This is a genomic window from Klebsiella sp. RHBSTW-00215 (assembly GCF_014103785.1).
Lineage (GTDB): Bacteria > Pseudomonadota > Gammaproteobacteria > Enterobacterales > Enterobacteriaceae > Klebsiella.
This window is the reverse complement of the sequence record NZ_JABXQS010000001.1, coordinates 4,253,346-4,270,037: the sequence shown is the minus strand read 5'-3', so window position 1 is coordinate 4,270,037 and position 16,692 is coordinate 4,253,346. Positions and strand designations below refer to the sequence as shown.

Sequence of the window (16,692 nt, the reverse complement as noted above, 5' to 3'; positions counted from 1 at the left end):
TTACCTCGCCGTTATTTTCTTTCTTTTTTGTAAACCAAGTGCATAGATCGCCCGATGGCAAAGATAATCAGCGGATTCTATATATTTATGCCCGAACTCTTGTTGATAAATAATTGCCGCTCGCTCAATTTGGCGTTTGTATTCTTCACGTTGCCAGATGACATCCTGAGCAATAAATTTTATAGGCACAGCGTTATCAATAGAGTCCGGCGTATGATGTACTCCTTTGGCCTGAATCTGAGCGCGACCAGGCGTCGGTCGATGCAGAACGTCTGCAGTAAGGGCTTCAGGATTTTGCAAGTGCGAGCGACGTTCACGGCGTCGGCCTGCTGCAGAACCCTTAAACGCGGTTCGACGGGACATTATGGCCTCCTTAATGATCTTTGGTGGTAAGGTCATAGCGGAGACATTGGCTTAAACGAGCCTTATTGAAAACCCCATCCCAAAGTTCATTATTTGAGGAAACTGGCTTTTCAGCCACGTAGATTCATTACTGAATCGTTGTATCTCATCATCAGGATGATTGAGGTAAATCGTGTTGATAGAACAAAGATACCTTAAGGTTACTCAAAAATAAATACCCCTGGGTATATTTTTTTATTAAAAATTGTAATTGCATGAAAAAAAGGGATTTTTATGCGTAACTCATTTGACGGGAAAGTCGTAAAGGAGATGGAAGAGTGCAAGTGTTGCCTATGCGATGGCCTAAGCAACCCTGATAGCGGAGCCCGTGGAACATTCTCAACAAGACTTTGACACGACGCATCTGCACGCCTGACGTGCAGATGGCTGCATTTACACGAAGCGTTTAACGCTGTGGCTATAGATAACGCGGCCGATAATTTTCAGATATTGTTCATGGCTTTCGCCAATCGTCCAGTCGGCATATTTGCTGTTATCTGAATGCACAAGCAGGCCATCGGCAGTGAACTGGAGACGTTTTACCAGCACCGCGCCTTTAAATGAGAAGACATAGATGCCGTCACCTTCGAAGTAATCTTTCGATACATCAATAAAGATGTAATCGCCAGTTTCAATCGTGCCTGACATGCTATCGCCGGATACCGTGATCACTTTGATATGCTCTGCGGGCCGGTTACCAAAAAGCCTGAGCGCGCCGACGGAGTCATAGGTGATACTGCTGACGGTTTCATCAACTTCACTTGAGACAATACAACCGGGTCCGGCGCTGGCTTGTGCATCCAGAACTTCAATAACGTATTGTATCTGTGGTGAATTTTCCACTCGTTCACCCACGCTATCAATACTCCCGGTAATACCGTCCATCCATCCACGCGGCAGATTGAATGAAGATTCAATAAGTTCGACCATCTCGTCAGCTATCCTTTTCTTTTGCTTCTTACCTTCGGGGTAGAGCATCCGTGAGACATAAGAAGGCTCCCGACCAATGGTTCGGGCCACATCAACGGCTTTTCCGCCACATAAATTATCGCGGATATAGAGCAGGCGTTGCCGCCGGGTTTCGTATTTGTCCATAGGAGCGATTTTAACGTCATTTACCATCAGATGGGCAAAATATAGCAAACACTCATAAAATTACCTACAGGTAATTTTCATCAATGTCCACGCTTCATCATCTTCCTGGTGCCGAACGAAAATCGGCAACATTGCTACTTATGGAAAAATGGCGCACTCAATTTTGGTGTAGGGTGTCGTCCATACGCGAGTCTCTATGCTCAAGCTGAACTAATTTATCTAACTTATGGATTTTGTAGCGCCTGGAGATCAAAAAAGCCTGGTTCTTTGGCGTCTATACTAAAACAAGCAGTCGCAAACGGGGTAACACAGCGCTCGTCAAAAATGAATTGATAAGAATCCTGTAAGGTTGCGCTGATGTCGGGTTGCAAGAAAAACATAAGCAAATGCTCAGGGAGTGTCCTTGAGCATAAATTTTATATTTATCAAACATTAAGCAATGTGAGTATTGAATATGATCACTATCGACGGTAATGGTGCGGCCGCCTCAGTCGCGTTTCGCACCAGTGAAGTTATCGCCATCTACCCGATTACGCCCAGCTCCACGATGGCGGAACAGGCGGACGCCTGGGCTGGCAACGGGCTGAAAAACGTCTGGGGCGACGTTCCCCGCGTCGTCGAAATGCAGTCGGAAGCCGGTGCAATTGGTGCCGTACACGGGGCGCTGCAAACCGGCGCCCTCTCGACCTCTTTTACGTCATCGCAGGGTTTACTGCTGATGATCCCGACGCTGTACAAACTGGCAGGCCAACTGATGCCGTTTGTTCTGCACGTCGCAGCCCGCACCGTGGCAACCCACGCGCTCTCTATCTTCGGCGATCACTCTGATGTGATGGCTGTGCGCCAGACCGGCTGCGCGATGCTCTGCGCCAGCAGCGTCCAGGAAGCGCAGGATTTTGCCCTGATTTCGCATATCGCCACGCTGCAAAGCCGGGTGCCATTTATTCATTTCTTCGATGGTTTTCGCACCTCGCACGAAATCAATAAAATCGCCCCGCTGGCCGACGATACCCTTCGTAGCCTGCTGCCGCAGGATAAAATTGACGAACATCGCCAGCGCGCGCTGAATCCGGAACATCCGGTGATCCGCGGTACCTCCGCCAACCCGGATACTTACTTCCAATCCCGCGAAGCAACTAACCCGTGGTACGACGCGGTCTACGATCATGTCGAAACCGCCATGAACGATTTCGCCGCCGCCACCGGACGCCAGTACAAGCCGTTTGAGTTCTACGGCCATCCGCAGGCAGAACGCGTCATTGTGATCATGGGCTCAGCCATTGGTACCTGTGAAGAAGTGGTTGAAGAACTGCTGAACCGTGGCGAAAAAGTCGGCGTGCTGAAAGTGCGTCTTTACCGCCCCTTCTCCGCCGCTCATCTGCTGGAAGCCCTGCCGGAAAGCGCCCGCGCCGTCGCAGTTCTGGACCGCACTAAAGAACCTGGGGCTCAGGCAGAACCGCTGTATCTCGACGTGATGACCGCCCTGGCGGAAGCCTTCAATCGCGGCGAGCGCGAAACTCTGCCGCGCACCATCGGCGGTCGTTATGGGCTATCCTCCAAAGAGTTCGGCCCGGAGTGCGTGCTGGCGATCTTCAGCGAACTGAGCGCCGCCAAACCGAAACCGCGCTTTACCGTCGGCATCTATGACGACGTTACCAACCTTTCCCTGCCGCTGGTGGAAAATACCCTGCCGTCGGAAGCCAAGCTGGAAGCGTTGTTCTACGGACTCGGCAGCGACGGCAGCGTCTCGGCCACCAAAAATAATATCAAGATTATCGGCAACTCAACGCCGTGGTTCTCGCAGGGCTATTTCGTCTATGACTCAAAAAAAGCCGGCGGCCTGACGGTTTCACACCTGCGTGTTAGCGAGAAGCCGATTCGTTCTTCTTATCTGATTTCACAGGCGGACTTCGTCGGCTGTCATCAGCTCCAGTTTATCGACAAGTATCAGATGGTCGAACGTCTGAAGCCTGGCGGCATTTTCCTGCTCAACACACCTTACAGCGCTGATGAAGCCTGGTCTCGTCTGCCGCAGGAAGTGCAGGCGACGTTGAATCAGAAAAAAGCGCGGTTCTATATCGTCAATGCGGCAAAAATCGCCCGCGAATGCAGCCTCGGCGCGCGTATTAACACCGTTATGCAGATGGCGTTTTTCCATCTGACACAAATTCTGCCGGGCGATAGCGCGCTGGCGGAATTGCAGGGCGCTATCGCCAAAAGCTACAGCAGCAAAGGTCAGGAACTGGTCGAACGCAACTGGCAGGCGCTGGCGATGGCCCGCGAGTCGCTGGCGGAAGTGCCGTTACAGCCGGTCGATGGCAACAGCCCGAATCGCCCGCCGGTGGTGTCCGATGCCGCGCCAGACTTTGTCAAAACGGTGACCGCCGCGATGCTGGCCGGACTCGGCGATGCGCTGCCGGTTTCCGCTCTACCACCGGATGGCACCTGGCCGATGGGCACTACCCGTTGGGAAAAACGCAACATCGCCGAAGAGATCCCGATCTGGAAAGAGGAGCTTTGTACTCAGTGTAACCACTGCGTCGCCGCCTGCCCGCACTCGGCTATTCGCGCTAAAGTTATCTCCCCGGAAGCGATGGAAAACGCTCCGGCCAGCCTGCACTCTCTGGATGTGAAGTCCCGCGATATGCGCGGACAGAAATATGTATTGCAGGTGGCGCCGGAAGATTGCACCGGTTGTAATCTGTGCGTCGAAGTGTGCCCGGCGAAAGACCGGCAAAACCCGGAAATCAAGGCCATCAATATGATGTCACGCCTTGAGCATGTTGAAGAAGAGAAAGTGAATTATGACTACTTCCTCAATCTGCCGGAAATTGACCGCAGCAAGCTGGAACGTATTGATATCCGAACGTCGCAGCTGATTAGCCCGCTGTTCGAATACTCCGGGGCCTGCTCCGGCTGCGGCGAAACGCCGTATATCAAACTGCTGACTCAGCTGTACGGCGATCGGATGTTAATCGCCAACGCTACGGGCTGTTCATCTATCTATGGCGGTAACCTGCCTTCCACACCGTACACCACCGATGCCAACGGTCGCGGCCCGGCGTGGGCCAACTCGTTGTTCGAGGATAACGCCGAATTTGGCTTAGGCTTCCGCCTTACCGTCGATCAGCATCGTCAGCGCGTGATGCGTCTGCTGTCAGAGTTTTCCGGTAAGCTTCCGGCAGAGCTGAACGACGCGTTGTATGCAGAAGCAACGCCTGAGGTACGCCGTGAACAGGTCGCCGAACTGCGTAAGGTTCTGGCAAATGAAGAGGGGGCGAAGGAGCTGTTAACCGACGCCGATGCGCTGGTGGAGAAATCCATCTGGCTGATTGGTGGTGACGGCTGGGCCTATGATATCGGCTTTGGCGGTCTTGACCACGTGCTGAGCCTGACCGAAAACGTCAATATTCTGGTGCTCGATACCCAATGCTACTCCAATACCGGCGGCCAGGCCTCGAAGGCTACCCCACTGGGCGCGGTCACTAAGTTTGGTGAGCACGGTAAGCGCAAATCGCGTAAAGATCTCGGCGTGAGCATGATGATGTACGGCCATGTGTACGTCGCGCAGATTTCACTGGGCGCTCAGCTTAACCAGACGGTGAAAGCGATTCAGGAAGCAGAGGCTTATCCGGGACCGTCGCTGATTATCGCCTACAGTCCTTGCGAGGAGCACGGTTACGATCTGGCCCTGAGTCACGACCAGATGCGCCAGTTGACCGCAACCGGATTCTGGCCGCTGTACCGCTTTGATCCGCGTCGTGCGGATGAGGGTAAACTTCCGCTGGCGCTTGACTCCCGTCCACCGTCAGATGCGTTAGCAGAAACGTTGCTTAACGAGCAGCGTTTCCGTCGCCTGAATGCACAGCAGCCGGAAGTGGCGGAGCAGTTGTGGAAGGATGCAACGAAAGATCTGCAAAAACGCTACGACTTCCTCGCGCAGCTGGCCGGTAAGGCGGAAAAGCCAGCGACGGAAAGTTAAACCGCGGACGTTTTTTCAGCATATAAAAAAAGCCCGAATATCAATTCGGGCTTGTCATTTAACCGACCAATAAAAACCATTCTCAGGAACGGATGGCAGCAAAAAAAATTTTTGGATGACAATAAAGGCATATAACGGGCGGATAATACGACATTAATATTGATGTGTATAATTTTTATTTTATATGCTTTCAGTAAAATCATTCACTATAATTATCATCATTTCATTCGTATTATTTGTTTTAGATTTTACTTATATCGTAACAATTGATGCTTACCATATATTAACTCGCTCCTTTAGCATGAGTTCACTTCCCTTGAGGAAGCTAAAACAAAAACAGCTAAAGGATTGTCTAAATGAAAAGAAAAGTACTGGCCCTCGTTATCCCGGCATTATTAGCTGCTGGCGCTGCTCATTCCGCTGAGATTTATAATAAAGACGGAAATAAACTGGACCTCTATGGCAAAGTAGACGGTCTGCATTATTTCTCTGATGACTCTTCTAAAAATGGCGATCAATCTTACGTTCGTCTTGGCTTCAAAGGCGAAACCCAGATTAACGATCAACTGACCGGTTACGGTCAGTGGGAATACAACGTCCAGGCGAACAACACCGAAGGGGCTGACAACCAGTCCTGGACCCGTCTGGCGTTTGCTGGTCTGAAATTCGCTAACTACGGTTCATTCGATTACGGCCGTAACTATGGCGTGCTGTACGACGTGGAAGGTTGGACCGATATGCTGCCAGAGTTCGGTGGCGACTCCTACTCTCAGGCTGACAACTTCATGGCTGGCCGCGCCAACGGCGTAGCAACCTACCGTAACAATGACTTCTTCGGTCTGGTTAACGGTCTGAACTTCGCCCTGCAGTATCAGGGTAAAAATGAAAACGCCGGTAGCGGCGAAGGCACCAACAACGGCGACCGCAGCGTGCGCAACGCGAATGGCGACGGCTTTGGTCTGTCTACTTCTTATGATTTCGGTATGGGTATTAGCGCCGCTGCCGCTTACACCTCTTCTGACCGTACCAACGATCAGATGACCCAGACCACTGCCGGAGGCGACAAAGCTGAAGCATGGACGACTGGCCTGAAATATGATGCCAACAACATCTATCTGGCAACCATGTATTCAGAAACTCGCAACATGACTCCGTACGGCAACGGTAACGGCGTCGCGAACAAAACGCAGAACTTTGAAGTGACCGCTCAGTATCAGTTCGACTTCGGTCTGCGCCCGGCGGTTTCTTTCCTGATGTCTAAAGGTAAAGACCTGAGCAATACCGATGGCGACAAAGACCTGGTGAAATATGCTGATGTCGGCGCAACCTATTACTTCAACCGTAATATGTCTACCTACGTTGATTACAAAATCAACCTGCTGGACGAAGACGACAGCTTCTATTCTAACAGAGGCATCTCTACTGATGACGTTGTAGCATTGGGCCTGGTTTACCAGTTCTAATGTTAAGGCCCGCTGGCAACGGCGGGCTCTCTCCTTCTCTTCCCCCTCCAACAGCCACAGTCAAATCAAAACAATATATCTAATGCCTTAAAATAGTCGTCCGATGAATGATATATTGCTATCAAGAACTGCCGTAGCCGTAGAGGACGCCCGTTATGAATCATCAGCCCGTAAAATCTTCCCGAATCACCTCCGTCGCCTACGACGAGTCCTCTGGCATTCTTGAAATACGCTTTCGCGATAACCAAACGCTGCAGTATATCGGTGTCCCGCCGCGTATTTACCGTAATTTCCTGCAAGTTGTTTCTAAAGGTCGTTTTTACGATGGCGTCATCAAAGGTAAATTTACCGAACGCCGCTGCACCTGATAGTAAAAGTGTGATTGTGGTCAATGTACAATAATCGCCTGGATGGCCTACACTTTTAGTGGTTACTTAAACAGGAGGTTTTATGAACAGAATGATTCTTGTGCCCATCGATATTTCCGATACAGAATTAACTGACCGCGTTATCAAGCATGTTGAAGCAGAAGCCAGAATCGATGATGCCGAGGTGCATTTCCTGACCGTCATTCCCTCCCTGCCCTATTACGCTTCGCTGGGAATGGCCTACACCGCTGAGCTACCTGCGATGGATGACCTGAAAGCGGAATCTGAATCACGGCTGAAGGAAATTGTGAGTAAGTTTAATATCCCGGAAGACCGCATCCATTTCCACATTACGGAAGGTTCGCCGAAGGATAAAATCCTCGCGATGGCGAAATCGCTACCCGCAGACTTGGTGATTATCTCTTCGCACCGTCCCGATATTACCACCTATCTGCTGGGCTCTAACGCCGCCGCCGTCGTGCGCCACGCCGAGTGTTCGGTGCTGGTCGTGCGTTAACCCTCTTAGCCCGCCATCGTGCGGGCTTTTTGTCTTTATTCCGCACCCTAAGCCGTGAATTATCGTTATATATCGGCTGATATTATGACTATTTGTTCACATGCTATTAAATTTAGCAAAAAACGCCGTAAACCTTCGCCCAATGCGGGCGGGGATATAAGGCGAAAAACCCGAAGGGCTTTGATCAATCAGGCGTTGACTGACTCTGAACGTAGGCTCTGAGCATTTCAATCGTTGTTCCTCCAGTGCTACAGACAAAGTACGATCTTGACCACAAAAGCCCCGTTTTACTCTGCATTCGTAAATGTGTGTTCTGCTGGCGTAGCAGACGTGATGATACTGATTTCAAATTATTGACCATTATACTGACAGCCAGTTTTGGCGGATAAGCAACAAGTAAATGCACATGGTCTGGTTCCCCATCCATTTCAATAAGTTCACATTCAAGTTTTGCCGCAGCGGAGCCAAAAGCCTCGCGCAACTGAGCGATTATCTGTTCGTCGAATAGCTTGCGTCGATACTTTGTCGTAAAAATAAGATGCACAACCAGTTTACTGACACTGTGCCGCTTGCGGAGGAAACCTTCCAATAAATCATCTTGATCACTCAATTGATATATTCCATTAAGTTGATAAAATAAAAAGATTATATTAATGAGCACTGACTTTGTTAAGAGCTACTAAAGTACGCATCTACCCGACATCGCAACAGGCTGAGTTTCTCAATACTCAGTTCGGCGCGGTTCGTTTTGTGTACAACAAAGCTCTGTACATCAAAAAACAGGTTTACCAGCGGCACGGAGTGAGTTTAAGCCCCCATAAAGATCTGAAACCACTGCTTGCAGTAGCGAAAAAATCCCGCAGATATGGATGGCTTAAAGAATATGATTCTATTGCTTTGCAGCAGGCGGTGATTAATCTCGACGTGGCCTTTTCCAACTTTTTCAATCCGAAACTAAAGACTCGCTTCCCTGCGTTCAAACGCAAGCATGGCAGACAATCGAGCTATCATTGTGTTGGTATCAAAGTCTTTGATGGTGCGATCAAAATCCCGAAAATCTCGCCGATTGAAGCGCGTTTACATCGTGAAATTACGGGTACGCTGAAAAGTATCACGTTGAGTCGCAGCGCAACCGGCAAATACTACGCGGCGTTACTCTGTGATGATGGGATCGAAGTACAAGAAAAACCATCTTTGATAACCCATATCACCGGTCTTGATATGGGGTTGAGCCATTACGCCATCAAATCAGACGGTGGCAAGGTTAACAATCCTCGCCATCTCATAAATGCCAGTCGCAATCTACGACGAAAACATAAAGCGTTATCCCGTAGGAAAAAAGGCAGTGCAAACCGACGGAAAGCCCGTATACAACTTGCTGGCGTCCATGAGCGGATAGCCAATGCCCGTGCTGATTTTCAACACAAACTTTCTCGCGCAATTGTTGACGAAAACCAAGCGGTAATTGTAGAGACATTAAAATCAACCAATATGATGAAAAACCACAATCTGGCACGCGCTATTGGAGATGCGGGTTGGGCTGGATTCATCACCAAACTGGAATATAAAGCAGCAGAGAAAGGTGTACATCTGGTGAAACTGGATCAATGGTTCGCCAGCTCTAAAACCTGTCATTGCTGCGGATATAAAATGCCAGAAATGCCGCTATATAAGCGCATATGGCAATGCCCCGAATGCGACGTAGAACATGACCGGGATATTAATGCGGCGATTAACATCGAACGTAAGGGCATACTGGAATTATGTGCGGCGGGACTCGTCGTGCAATCTGCCCATGGAGGCCAGCGTAAATCCGTCACACAGACGGTTGCGGCCTGAGAAGTGGGAAGCCTCGCCGTTTACGGTGAGGAGCAGTCACTAAGTTGTTACTTTCTCTTTTTTCTGTATAAAATCCCTCTCCCCAATGAGGGTTTGTTATACAACAATTATAGGGATGATATGAAAAAGTTAATGATGGTAGTTTTAGCCGCAACCGCTATTTCTGGCTGCGCCCAGCAGAGCTTTACGGTAAATCCTGGCGTTACCGTTCAGCCTCAGCAAGTCACCACCCACCACTTCTTTGTTAGCGGAATTGGCCAGGCCAAACAAATCGACGCAGCTAAAGTGTGCGGCGGCGCGGACAAAGTCGTCCGTACCGAAGTTCAACAGACTTTTGTTAATGGCCTGCTGGGTTTCGTGACTCTGGGTATTTATACCCCGCGTGAAGCGCGCGTCTATTGCGCTAAATAATCGCCTGCGGCAGGGATCGCCTGATGCCTGCCGGTTTTACCTACGCCACAAAGCCCTGCTATATTTACTCCCGGCGGATTAAATTGCCTTAAATGTGCTGACATATTCCTCGCTAATCCGTACCATACACGCCACACTTTTTACTCATCATCATTCAGGTGTAGACGCGCTGGCGATGTTCATTTCGCCCTCAAGCCGCCCTGGCTTGCCGCCTTTCTACAACCTAAATACAAATGAGTAGATGTTAGACCGAATTCATCGTTATCCTCAGCCAACCGCTGTCAGGGTACGTATGCCACACTATGAATTGAGCCACTATTAAATGCTGCAAAATCAAGAAATTAGCAAGAAAGAAAAATACAACATCGACAAGCTGCAAAAGCGCCTGCGTCGCAACGTCGGTGAGGCTATCGCCGATTTCAATATGATTGAGGAAGGCGACCGTATTATGGTCTGCCTTTCCGGTGGCAAAGACAGCTACACCATGCTGGAAATCCTGCGTAATCTGCAAAGAAGCGCGCCGATTTCCTTCTCGCTGGTCGCGGTAAACCTCGATCAAAAACAGCCGGGCTTCCCAGCGCATATCCTGCCGGAATATCTTGAGCAGTTGGGTGTTGAATACAAAATTGTTGAAGAGAACACCTACGGCATCGTTAAAGAAAAAATCCCGGAAGGCAAAACCACCTGCTCGCTGTGCTCTCGTCTGCGCCGCGGAATCCTCTATCGTACTGCCACGGAGCTGGGCGCGACCAAAATCGCCCTGGGCCACCACCGCGACGACATCTTACAAACGCTGTTCCTCAATATGTTCTACGGTGGGAAGATGAAAGGCATGCCGCCGAAGCTGATGAGCGATGATGGCAAGCATATCGTTATCCGCCCGCTGGCCTACTGCCGCGAAAAAGATATCGAGCGCTTCTCTCAGGCGAAAGAGTTCCCGATCATTCCGTGTAACCTGTGCGGTTCACAGCCTAACCTTCAGCGTCAGGTGATTGGTGATATGCTACGCGACTGGGATAAACGCTATCCGGGACGCATCGAAACGATGTTCAGCGCGATGCAAAACGTGGTGCCATCTCACCTCAGCGATACCAACCTTTTCGACTTTAAAGGGATTAACCACGGTTCGGCTGTGGTTGACGGCGGCGATCTGGCATTCGATCGCGAAGAGATCCCGATGCAGCCTGCGGGCTGGCAACCGGAAGAAGACGAAGCACAGCTCGATGAGCTGCGTCTGAACGTGGTGGAAGTTAAATAATGACGAGCGTCTCAGGCCACAGCCTGAGACGCGTTTTCAACGCTTATTTCAGCAGACGAACCCGGCAGGCTTTACCTTTGATTTTACCGTTTTGCAGTTGCTTAAACGCCTTATGCGCCACGCCCTGACGAACGGCAACGTAAACATGCGCCGGATGGACGTTAATTTTACCGATGTCCGCACCATCAAGACCGATATCACCCGTTAACGCTCCCAGCACATCGCCCGCGCGCATCTTGGCCTTTTTACCGCCATCAATACACAACGTCGCCATTTCCGCCTGTAGCGGCACAATGTTGCTATTTACCGGACCGTTCATCCAGTTCAGCTTTATTTGCAGCATTTCTGCGAGAATATTCGCGCGCTGCGCCTCTTCCGGCGCGCAGAGGCTGATTGCCAGGCCACTTTCACCGGCACGGGCAGTACGACCAATACGATGCACGTGAACTTCCGGATCCCAGGCCAGTTCGTAGTTCACCACCAGCTCCAGCGACTTGATATCTAATCCGCGAGCGGCAACATCTGTCGCCACCAGCACGCGCGAGCTACCGTTGGCAAAACGCACCAGCGTCTGGTCACGATCGCGCTGTTCAAGATCGCCATGCAGCGACAGTGCGCTTTGTCCGGCAGTGTTCAGGGAATCGCAAACGGCCTGACAATCTTTTTTAGTGTTACAGAACACCACGCATGAGGCGGGCTGATGCTGACTCAGTAGCTTTTGCAGCAGCGCGATTTTGCCGTGTTGCGAAGTTTCAAAGAACTGTTGTTCGATAGCCGGAATGGCATCAACGGCATCAATTTCAATGGTCTGCGGATTGTTCTGCACACGACCGCTAATCGCCGCGATAGCTTGCGGCCAGGTGGCAGAAAACAGCAACGTCTGGCGCGAAGCCGGAGCAAAGCGGATCACTTCGTCAATGGCGTCGCTAAACCCCATATCCAGCATGCGGTCTGCCTCATCCATCACCAGCGTTTGCAGGGCATCCAGCGACACGGTGCCTTTTTGCAGGTGATCGAGTAAACGCCCCGGCGTGGCAACGATAATATGCGGCGCATGCTGTAGCGAATCACGCTGCGCGCCAAAAGGCTGCCCACCGCACAAAGTTAAAATTTTAATGTTTGGCAGGAAGCGCGCCAGACGGCGCAGTTCACCTGCGACCTGATCCGCCAGTTCACGCGTCGGGCACAACACCAACGACTGCGTCAGGAACAGCGACGCATCAACATGCTGGAGTAATCCGAGGCCAAATGCCGCCGTTTTACCGCTGCCGGTTTTCGCCTGCACGCGCACATCTTTACCGGCCAAAATCGCGGGCAAAGCCGCCGCCTGAACCGGAGTCATCGAGAGATATCCCAGTTCATTCAGGTTATCTAGCTGGGCGGCGGGCAAAACATTCAGAGTAGAAAAAGCGGTCACAATTATTTCTCGCATTACATTAAAGGGCGGACAATCTGCTGGCGCGTATCCTCGCAGATCTCCGCTCGCGATGCGACAATTTAATCGGTTCATCGTCAGGCGGAGGATCAGGTAACGGATGCGGTCGCGGTCTGGGATCGGGCACCGGAACCGGGTCGTTAGGTTCAGGTGAGATAGGTATTGAGTTCAGTGGCTGATAACGCATATTGACTCCCGGTTATGGGCGGGTACACCAATTAAGCGTAGAAGCTGACAAACAGAGCGCAAAAAAAAGCCGACTCATTAAAGTCGGCGTCGTACGAATCAATTGTGCTATGCAGTAATTCAAAAAAGGAAGTAAGACAATATGGAGCGCAACGCCCATCGCTTGACGTTGCATTCACCTGCGAGAGAGATATTGCCCTGAATGGGTAGGTGGTTTATTGATTTCGCTCAAACATTGCCGGGTTTTCACCATCATCATTATGAAAAAAGGCGATTCTTTACAGCCATTTACTACGATGCAACCACCATGTAACACCGCCAATGAGAACAACTAACATTATGCAAAAAATAGAAAAACCCATATGCCAGCTGTTGCCTGGAATGCCGCCGAGGTTGACGCCAAACAGCCCGGTTAAAAAGGTGCTGGGTAGAAAGACCATCGCCATCAGCGACATCGTGTAGGTTCTGCGCGATAGCGACTCCTGCATAATCTGTGCTATCTCATCGCTCATAATCGCCGTGCGAGCAATGCAGCTATCAATCTCATCAAGCCCGCGTCCCAGGCGCTCGGCAATATCCTGCATCCGCCGCCGCTGGTCATCGGTTAGCCACGGCAGACGTTCGCTGGCAAGCCTTGCATAGACATCCCGCTGCGGAGCCATATAGCGGCGCATGACGATAAGCTGTTTACGCAACAGCGCCAGAAAACCGCGCGGCGGCACCTGCTGATCCAGGAGGTCATCTTCCAGATCGATAATGCGATCGTGAAGCTGCTCGATAAACTCGCTCGCATGATCGGTCAGAGCATCGCAAACGTCTACCAGCCAGCTGCCGCCGTCTGTCGGACCATTACCCTCTCGTAAATCGCCAAGCACATCGTCCAGCGCCAGGACTTTACGCTGCCGGGTCGAGACGATTAAACTCTCATCCATATAAAGGCGCATTGCCACCAGTTGGTCTGGCCGCTCATCGGTACTGCCGTTGATACAGCGCAGCGTGATCAGCGCCCCATCACCAATCCGCGTAACCCGGGGACGAGTGCTCTCCCCGGATAGCGCATCACGTACGTTATTGGGCAGCAGCGGCGTTGAGGCCAGCCATTCCGCACTATCAACATGGGTATAATTGAGATGCAGCCAGCAAGGATGCTCTTTATCGATGGTATCGCTGTCGGCCAGCGTTTTAACGCCGCCCTGCCCGTCGAATACCCATGCAAAAACGGCATCCGGCACGTTCAGTTCCGATCCCTTAATGGCGTCCACTGGACCTCCGTAAACTCATGCACATTTCCGTAGTCTAGCCTTACACTACGGTTACGCAAGAGTTAATCAAGGCATGCTGCTGAATTCGCAGGTAAAACGGAGGGGAGAAAAAAAGAACCCGCCGTCGGCGGGTTGTGGATGTGCTTTGCGATACTGTGCCTAACCCGCGTTATAAGCCACCGCCAAAAAACAGGCTGGCGGGATGGCAGGCTAGCGGAAGCCGTTCATTTTTTCTCTTCTGCGTACTGACGAGCGTTGTCGTGCAAATGGGTACACATGCTTTAATCCTCCATAGTCGTAAGCACAACAAAGATAGATGAGAATGTGTATTTTGCAAGTTTATACCCATCATACTTCAAGTTGCTTGTGCGTTGGCTTTGTTACTCGGCTCATCCATGAGCCTCGCCCTGCGGGCCGTCGTTATACGGCGTTCAAATCTGTTCCAGACAGATTTGTCGCTCACCCCAGTCACTTACTTCAGTAAGGGAAGGTGCGAACAAGTCCCTGATATGAGATCATGTTTGTCATCTGGAGCCATGGAACAGGGTTCATCATGAGTCATCAACTTACCTTCGCCGACAGTGAATTCAGCAGTAAGCGCCGTCAGACCAGAAAAGAGATTTTCTTGTCCCGTATGGAGCAGATTCTGCCATGGCAAAACATGGTGGAAGTCATCGAGCCGTTTTACCCCAAGGCTGGTAATGGCCGGCGACCTTATCCGCTGGAAACCATGCTACGCATTCACTGCATGCAGCATTGGTACAACCTGAGCGATGGCGCGATGGAAGATGCTCTGTACGAAATCGCCTCCATGCGTCGGTTTGCCCGGTTATCCCTGGATAGCGCCTTGCCTGACCGCACCACCATCATGAATTTCCGCCACCTGCTGGAGCAGCATCAACTGGCCCGCCAATTGTTCAAGACCATCAATCGCTGGCTGGCCGAAGCAGGCGTCATGATGACTCAAGGCACCTTGGTCGATGCCACCATCATTGAGGCACCCAGCTCGACCAAGAACAAAGAGCAGCAACGCGATCCGGAGATGCATCAGACCAAGAAAGGCAATCAGTGGCACTTTGGCATGAAGGCCCACATTGGTGTCGATGCCAAGAGTGGCCTGACCCACAGCCTAGTCACCACCGCGGCCAACGAGCATGACCTCAATCAGCTGGGTAATCTGCTGCATGGAGAGGAGCAATTTGTCTCAGCCGATGCCGGCTACCAAGGGGCGCCACAGCGCGAGGAGCTGGCCGAGGTGGATGTGGACTGGCTGATCGCCGAGCGCCCCGGCAAGGTAAGAACCTTGAAACAGCATCCACGCAAGAACAAAACGGCCATCAACATCGAATACATGAAAGCCAGCATCCGGGCCAAGGTGGAGCACCCATTTCGCATCATCAAGCGACAGTTCGGCTTCGTGAAAGCCAGATACAAGGGGTTGCTGAAAAACGATAACCAACTGGCGATGTTATTCACGCTGGCCAACCTGTTTCGGGCGGACCAAATGATACGTCAGTGGGAGAGATCTCACTAAAAACTGGGGATAACGCCTTAAATGGCGAAGAAACGGTCTAAATAGGCTGATTCAAGGCATTTACGGGAGAAAAAATCGGCTCAAACATGAAGAAATGAAATGACTGAGTCAGCCGAGAAGAATTTCCCCGCTTATTCGCACCTTCCTTAGCTGCGCTTTTAACGCAATAATATTACGCTGCGCATAACTATAAACCGTGTCCCACTTATTCGTTCCCTGGCTGTCTCGATTCCAGGTCGTATAGTTACGCAGGCGCCATGGGCCAACATTAATACCGGGACGCAAATTGGCATATTGATTGTTGCTGTTTTTATCCTGATTGCGCGCCCAATTGTTAGCTCCGCTGAACATATAGTTCAGCATGACGGCATTAATTCCTTCATCCCAGAGTTCCGGAGAAACATAACCTCGGGCTACCGGTGATAGCGCCGCTTGTGGAACACTTAACCGTAGTTTTTGCGTATTAAATAGAAACTCAGAGCTGGCCTGCGGTATTGCAGAGAGATTTGCACACTCTCCTTTTCCTGACAAAGCGGGGAATTGTGCCGTTTTCACACCATAGCTCCGCAGCTGTTCAACCGTCAGGCAGGGTTCAAGCACCACCTCCCCGCCTCCGTCTTTAACGGTATAAAACACAATATCCCGAGTATCAACCTGACTATCATTAATAATCACATCAACATGATAGGTACCCGGTGCCTGAGCGCCGCTTTCAAACGCCGAAAGATCGGCCCCTTTCATCGCGGGATTATCAATTTCAAGAAGTGCCGAGTTAAAGAAATCACGGCCCTGCGCACTATTCCACATTGATGACGATACCAGCGAGATCCAAACCGCCAGGAATGAAGGATAATATATAGATATTTGCTTCAGTGCTTTCATTAGCATTAACTCCCTTGCGATAGCTTTTATCATTTTTATTTCCGCTATCGTCTGACCT

At 50.9% G+C, this 16,692-nt stretch carries 14 protein-coding genes and 1 pseudogene; 8 read left to right on the top strand and 7 right to left on the bottom strand.

Going from position 1 to position 16,692, the window contains the following annotated elements; all coding sequences use genetic code 11:
- Positions 1–363, bottom strand: coding sequence for an antitermination protein (locus tag HV127_RS20240; RefSeq protein WP_182238236.1), 363 nt, complete (start codon positions 361–363; stop codon positions 1–3).
- Between the two features lie 432 nt (positions 364–795).
- On the bottom strand, positions 796–1,497 hold the full coding sequence (locus tag HV127_RS20235) for a helix-turn-helix transcriptional regulator (protein WP_181421767.1): 702 nt from the start codon (positions 1,495–1,497) through the stop codon (positions 796–798).
- Positions 1,498–1,951: 454 nt separating this feature from the next.
- Between HV127_RS20235 and nifJ the strand changes: the two genes are divergently transcribed.
- From nifJ to uspF, 4 genes are all read left to right on the top strand, one after another.
- Positions 1,952–5,479 (top strand): pyruvate:ferredoxin (flavodoxin) oxidoreductase, encoded by a 3,528-nt coding sequence (gene nifJ / locus HV127_RS20230; RefSeq protein ID WP_182240742.1) that lies wholly within the window; start codon positions 1,952–1,954, stop codon positions 5,477–5,479.
- A 356-nt stretch (positions 5,480–5,835) separates the two neighbouring features.
- A complete protein-coding gene (gene ompC, locus HV127_RS20225; protein ID WP_110273435.1) occupies positions 5,836–6,942 on the top strand; it encodes a porin OmpC in 1,107 nt (368 codons plus the stop codon).
- A 155-nt stretch (positions 6,943–7,097) separates the two neighbouring features.
- Positions 7,098–7,310: a KTSC domain-containing protein gene (locus HV127_RS20220; protein ID WP_182238234.1), complete on the top strand. Its 213-nt coding sequence runs from the start codon at positions 7,098–7,100 to the stop codon at positions 7,308–7,310.
- Between the two features lie 82 nt (positions 7,311–7,392).
- Complete coding sequence (gene uspF, locus HV127_RS20215) at positions 7,393–7,827, top strand: universal stress protein UspF (RefSeq protein WP_110273437.1); 435 nt, start codon at positions 7,393–7,395, stop codon at positions 7,825–7,827.
- Between the two features lie 184 nt (positions 7,828–8,011).
- Here the strand turns inward: uspF and tnpA are convergent, their stop codons facing one another.
- Positions 8,012–8,437 (bottom strand): IS200/IS605 family transposase, encoded by a 426-nt coding sequence (tnpA, locus tag HV127_RS20210; protein ID WP_182238232.1) that lies wholly within the window; start codon positions 8,435–8,437, stop codon positions 8,012–8,014.
- Positions 8,438–8,493: 56 nt separating this feature from the next.
- On the opposite strand from tnpA, the gene HV127_RS20205 reads away from it, so the two are divergent.
- The 3 genes from HV127_RS20205 (at position 8,494) to ttcA (ending at position 11,335) form a co-directional block, all read left to right on the top strand.
- Entirely contained in the window at positions 8,494–9,666 is a 1,173-nt protein-coding gene (locus HV127_RS20205) for an RNA-guided endonuclease TnpB family protein (protein WP_182238230.1), read from the top strand.
- A 120-nt stretch (positions 9,667–9,786) separates the two neighbouring features.
- On the top strand, positions 9,787–10,077 hold the full coding sequence (locus HV127_RS20200) for a Bor family protein (protein WP_182238228.1): 291 nt from the start codon (positions 9,787–9,789) through the stop codon (positions 10,075–10,077).
- Positions 10,078–10,399: 322 nt separating this feature from the next.
- Entirely contained in the window at positions 10,400–11,335 is a 936-nt protein-coding gene (gene ttcA / locus HV127_RS20195; RefSeq protein WP_112215673.1) for a tRNA 2-thiocytidine(32) synthetase TtcA, read from the top strand.
- Positions 11,336–11,378: 43 nt separating this feature from the next.
- Here the strand turns inward: ttcA and dbpA are convergent, their stop codons facing one another.
- The 3 genes from dbpA to zntB form a co-directional block, all read right to left on the bottom strand.
- On the bottom strand, positions 11,379–12,752 hold the full coding sequence (dbpA, locus tag HV127_RS20190; protein ID WP_182238226.1) for an ATP-dependent RNA helicase DbpA: 1,374 nt from the start codon (positions 12,750–12,752) through the stop codon (positions 11,379–11,381).
- A gap of 19 nt (positions 12,753–12,771) precedes the next feature.
- Positions 12,772–12,957, bottom strand: coding sequence for a hypothetical protein (locus HV127_RS32035; protein WP_275944523.1), 186 nt, complete (start codon positions 12,955–12,957; stop codon positions 12,772–12,774).
- Between the two features lie 277 nt (positions 12,958–13,234).
- Positions 13,235–14,218, bottom strand: coding sequence for a zinc transporter ZntB (zntB, locus tag HV127_RS20185; RefSeq protein WP_182238224.1), 984 nt, complete (start codon positions 14,216–14,218; stop codon positions 13,235–13,237).
- Between the two features lie 553 nt (positions 14,219–14,771).
- Between zntB and HV127_RS20180 the strand changes: the two genes are divergently transcribed.
- Positions 14,772–15,752, top strand: coding sequence for an IS5-like element IS5 family transposase (locus HV127_RS20180; protein WP_042934497.1), 981 nt, complete (start codon positions 14,772–14,774; stop codon positions 15,750–15,752).
- Between the two features lie 147 nt (positions 15,753–15,899).
- On the opposite strand, the pseudogene HV127_RS20175 reads toward HV127_RS20180, so the two are convergent.
- Positions 15,900–16,634, bottom strand: a pseudogene (locus tag HV127_RS20175) (FimD/PapC N-terminal domain-containing protein); the annotation flags it as partial.
- Positions 16,635–16,692: the final 58 nt, after the last annotated feature.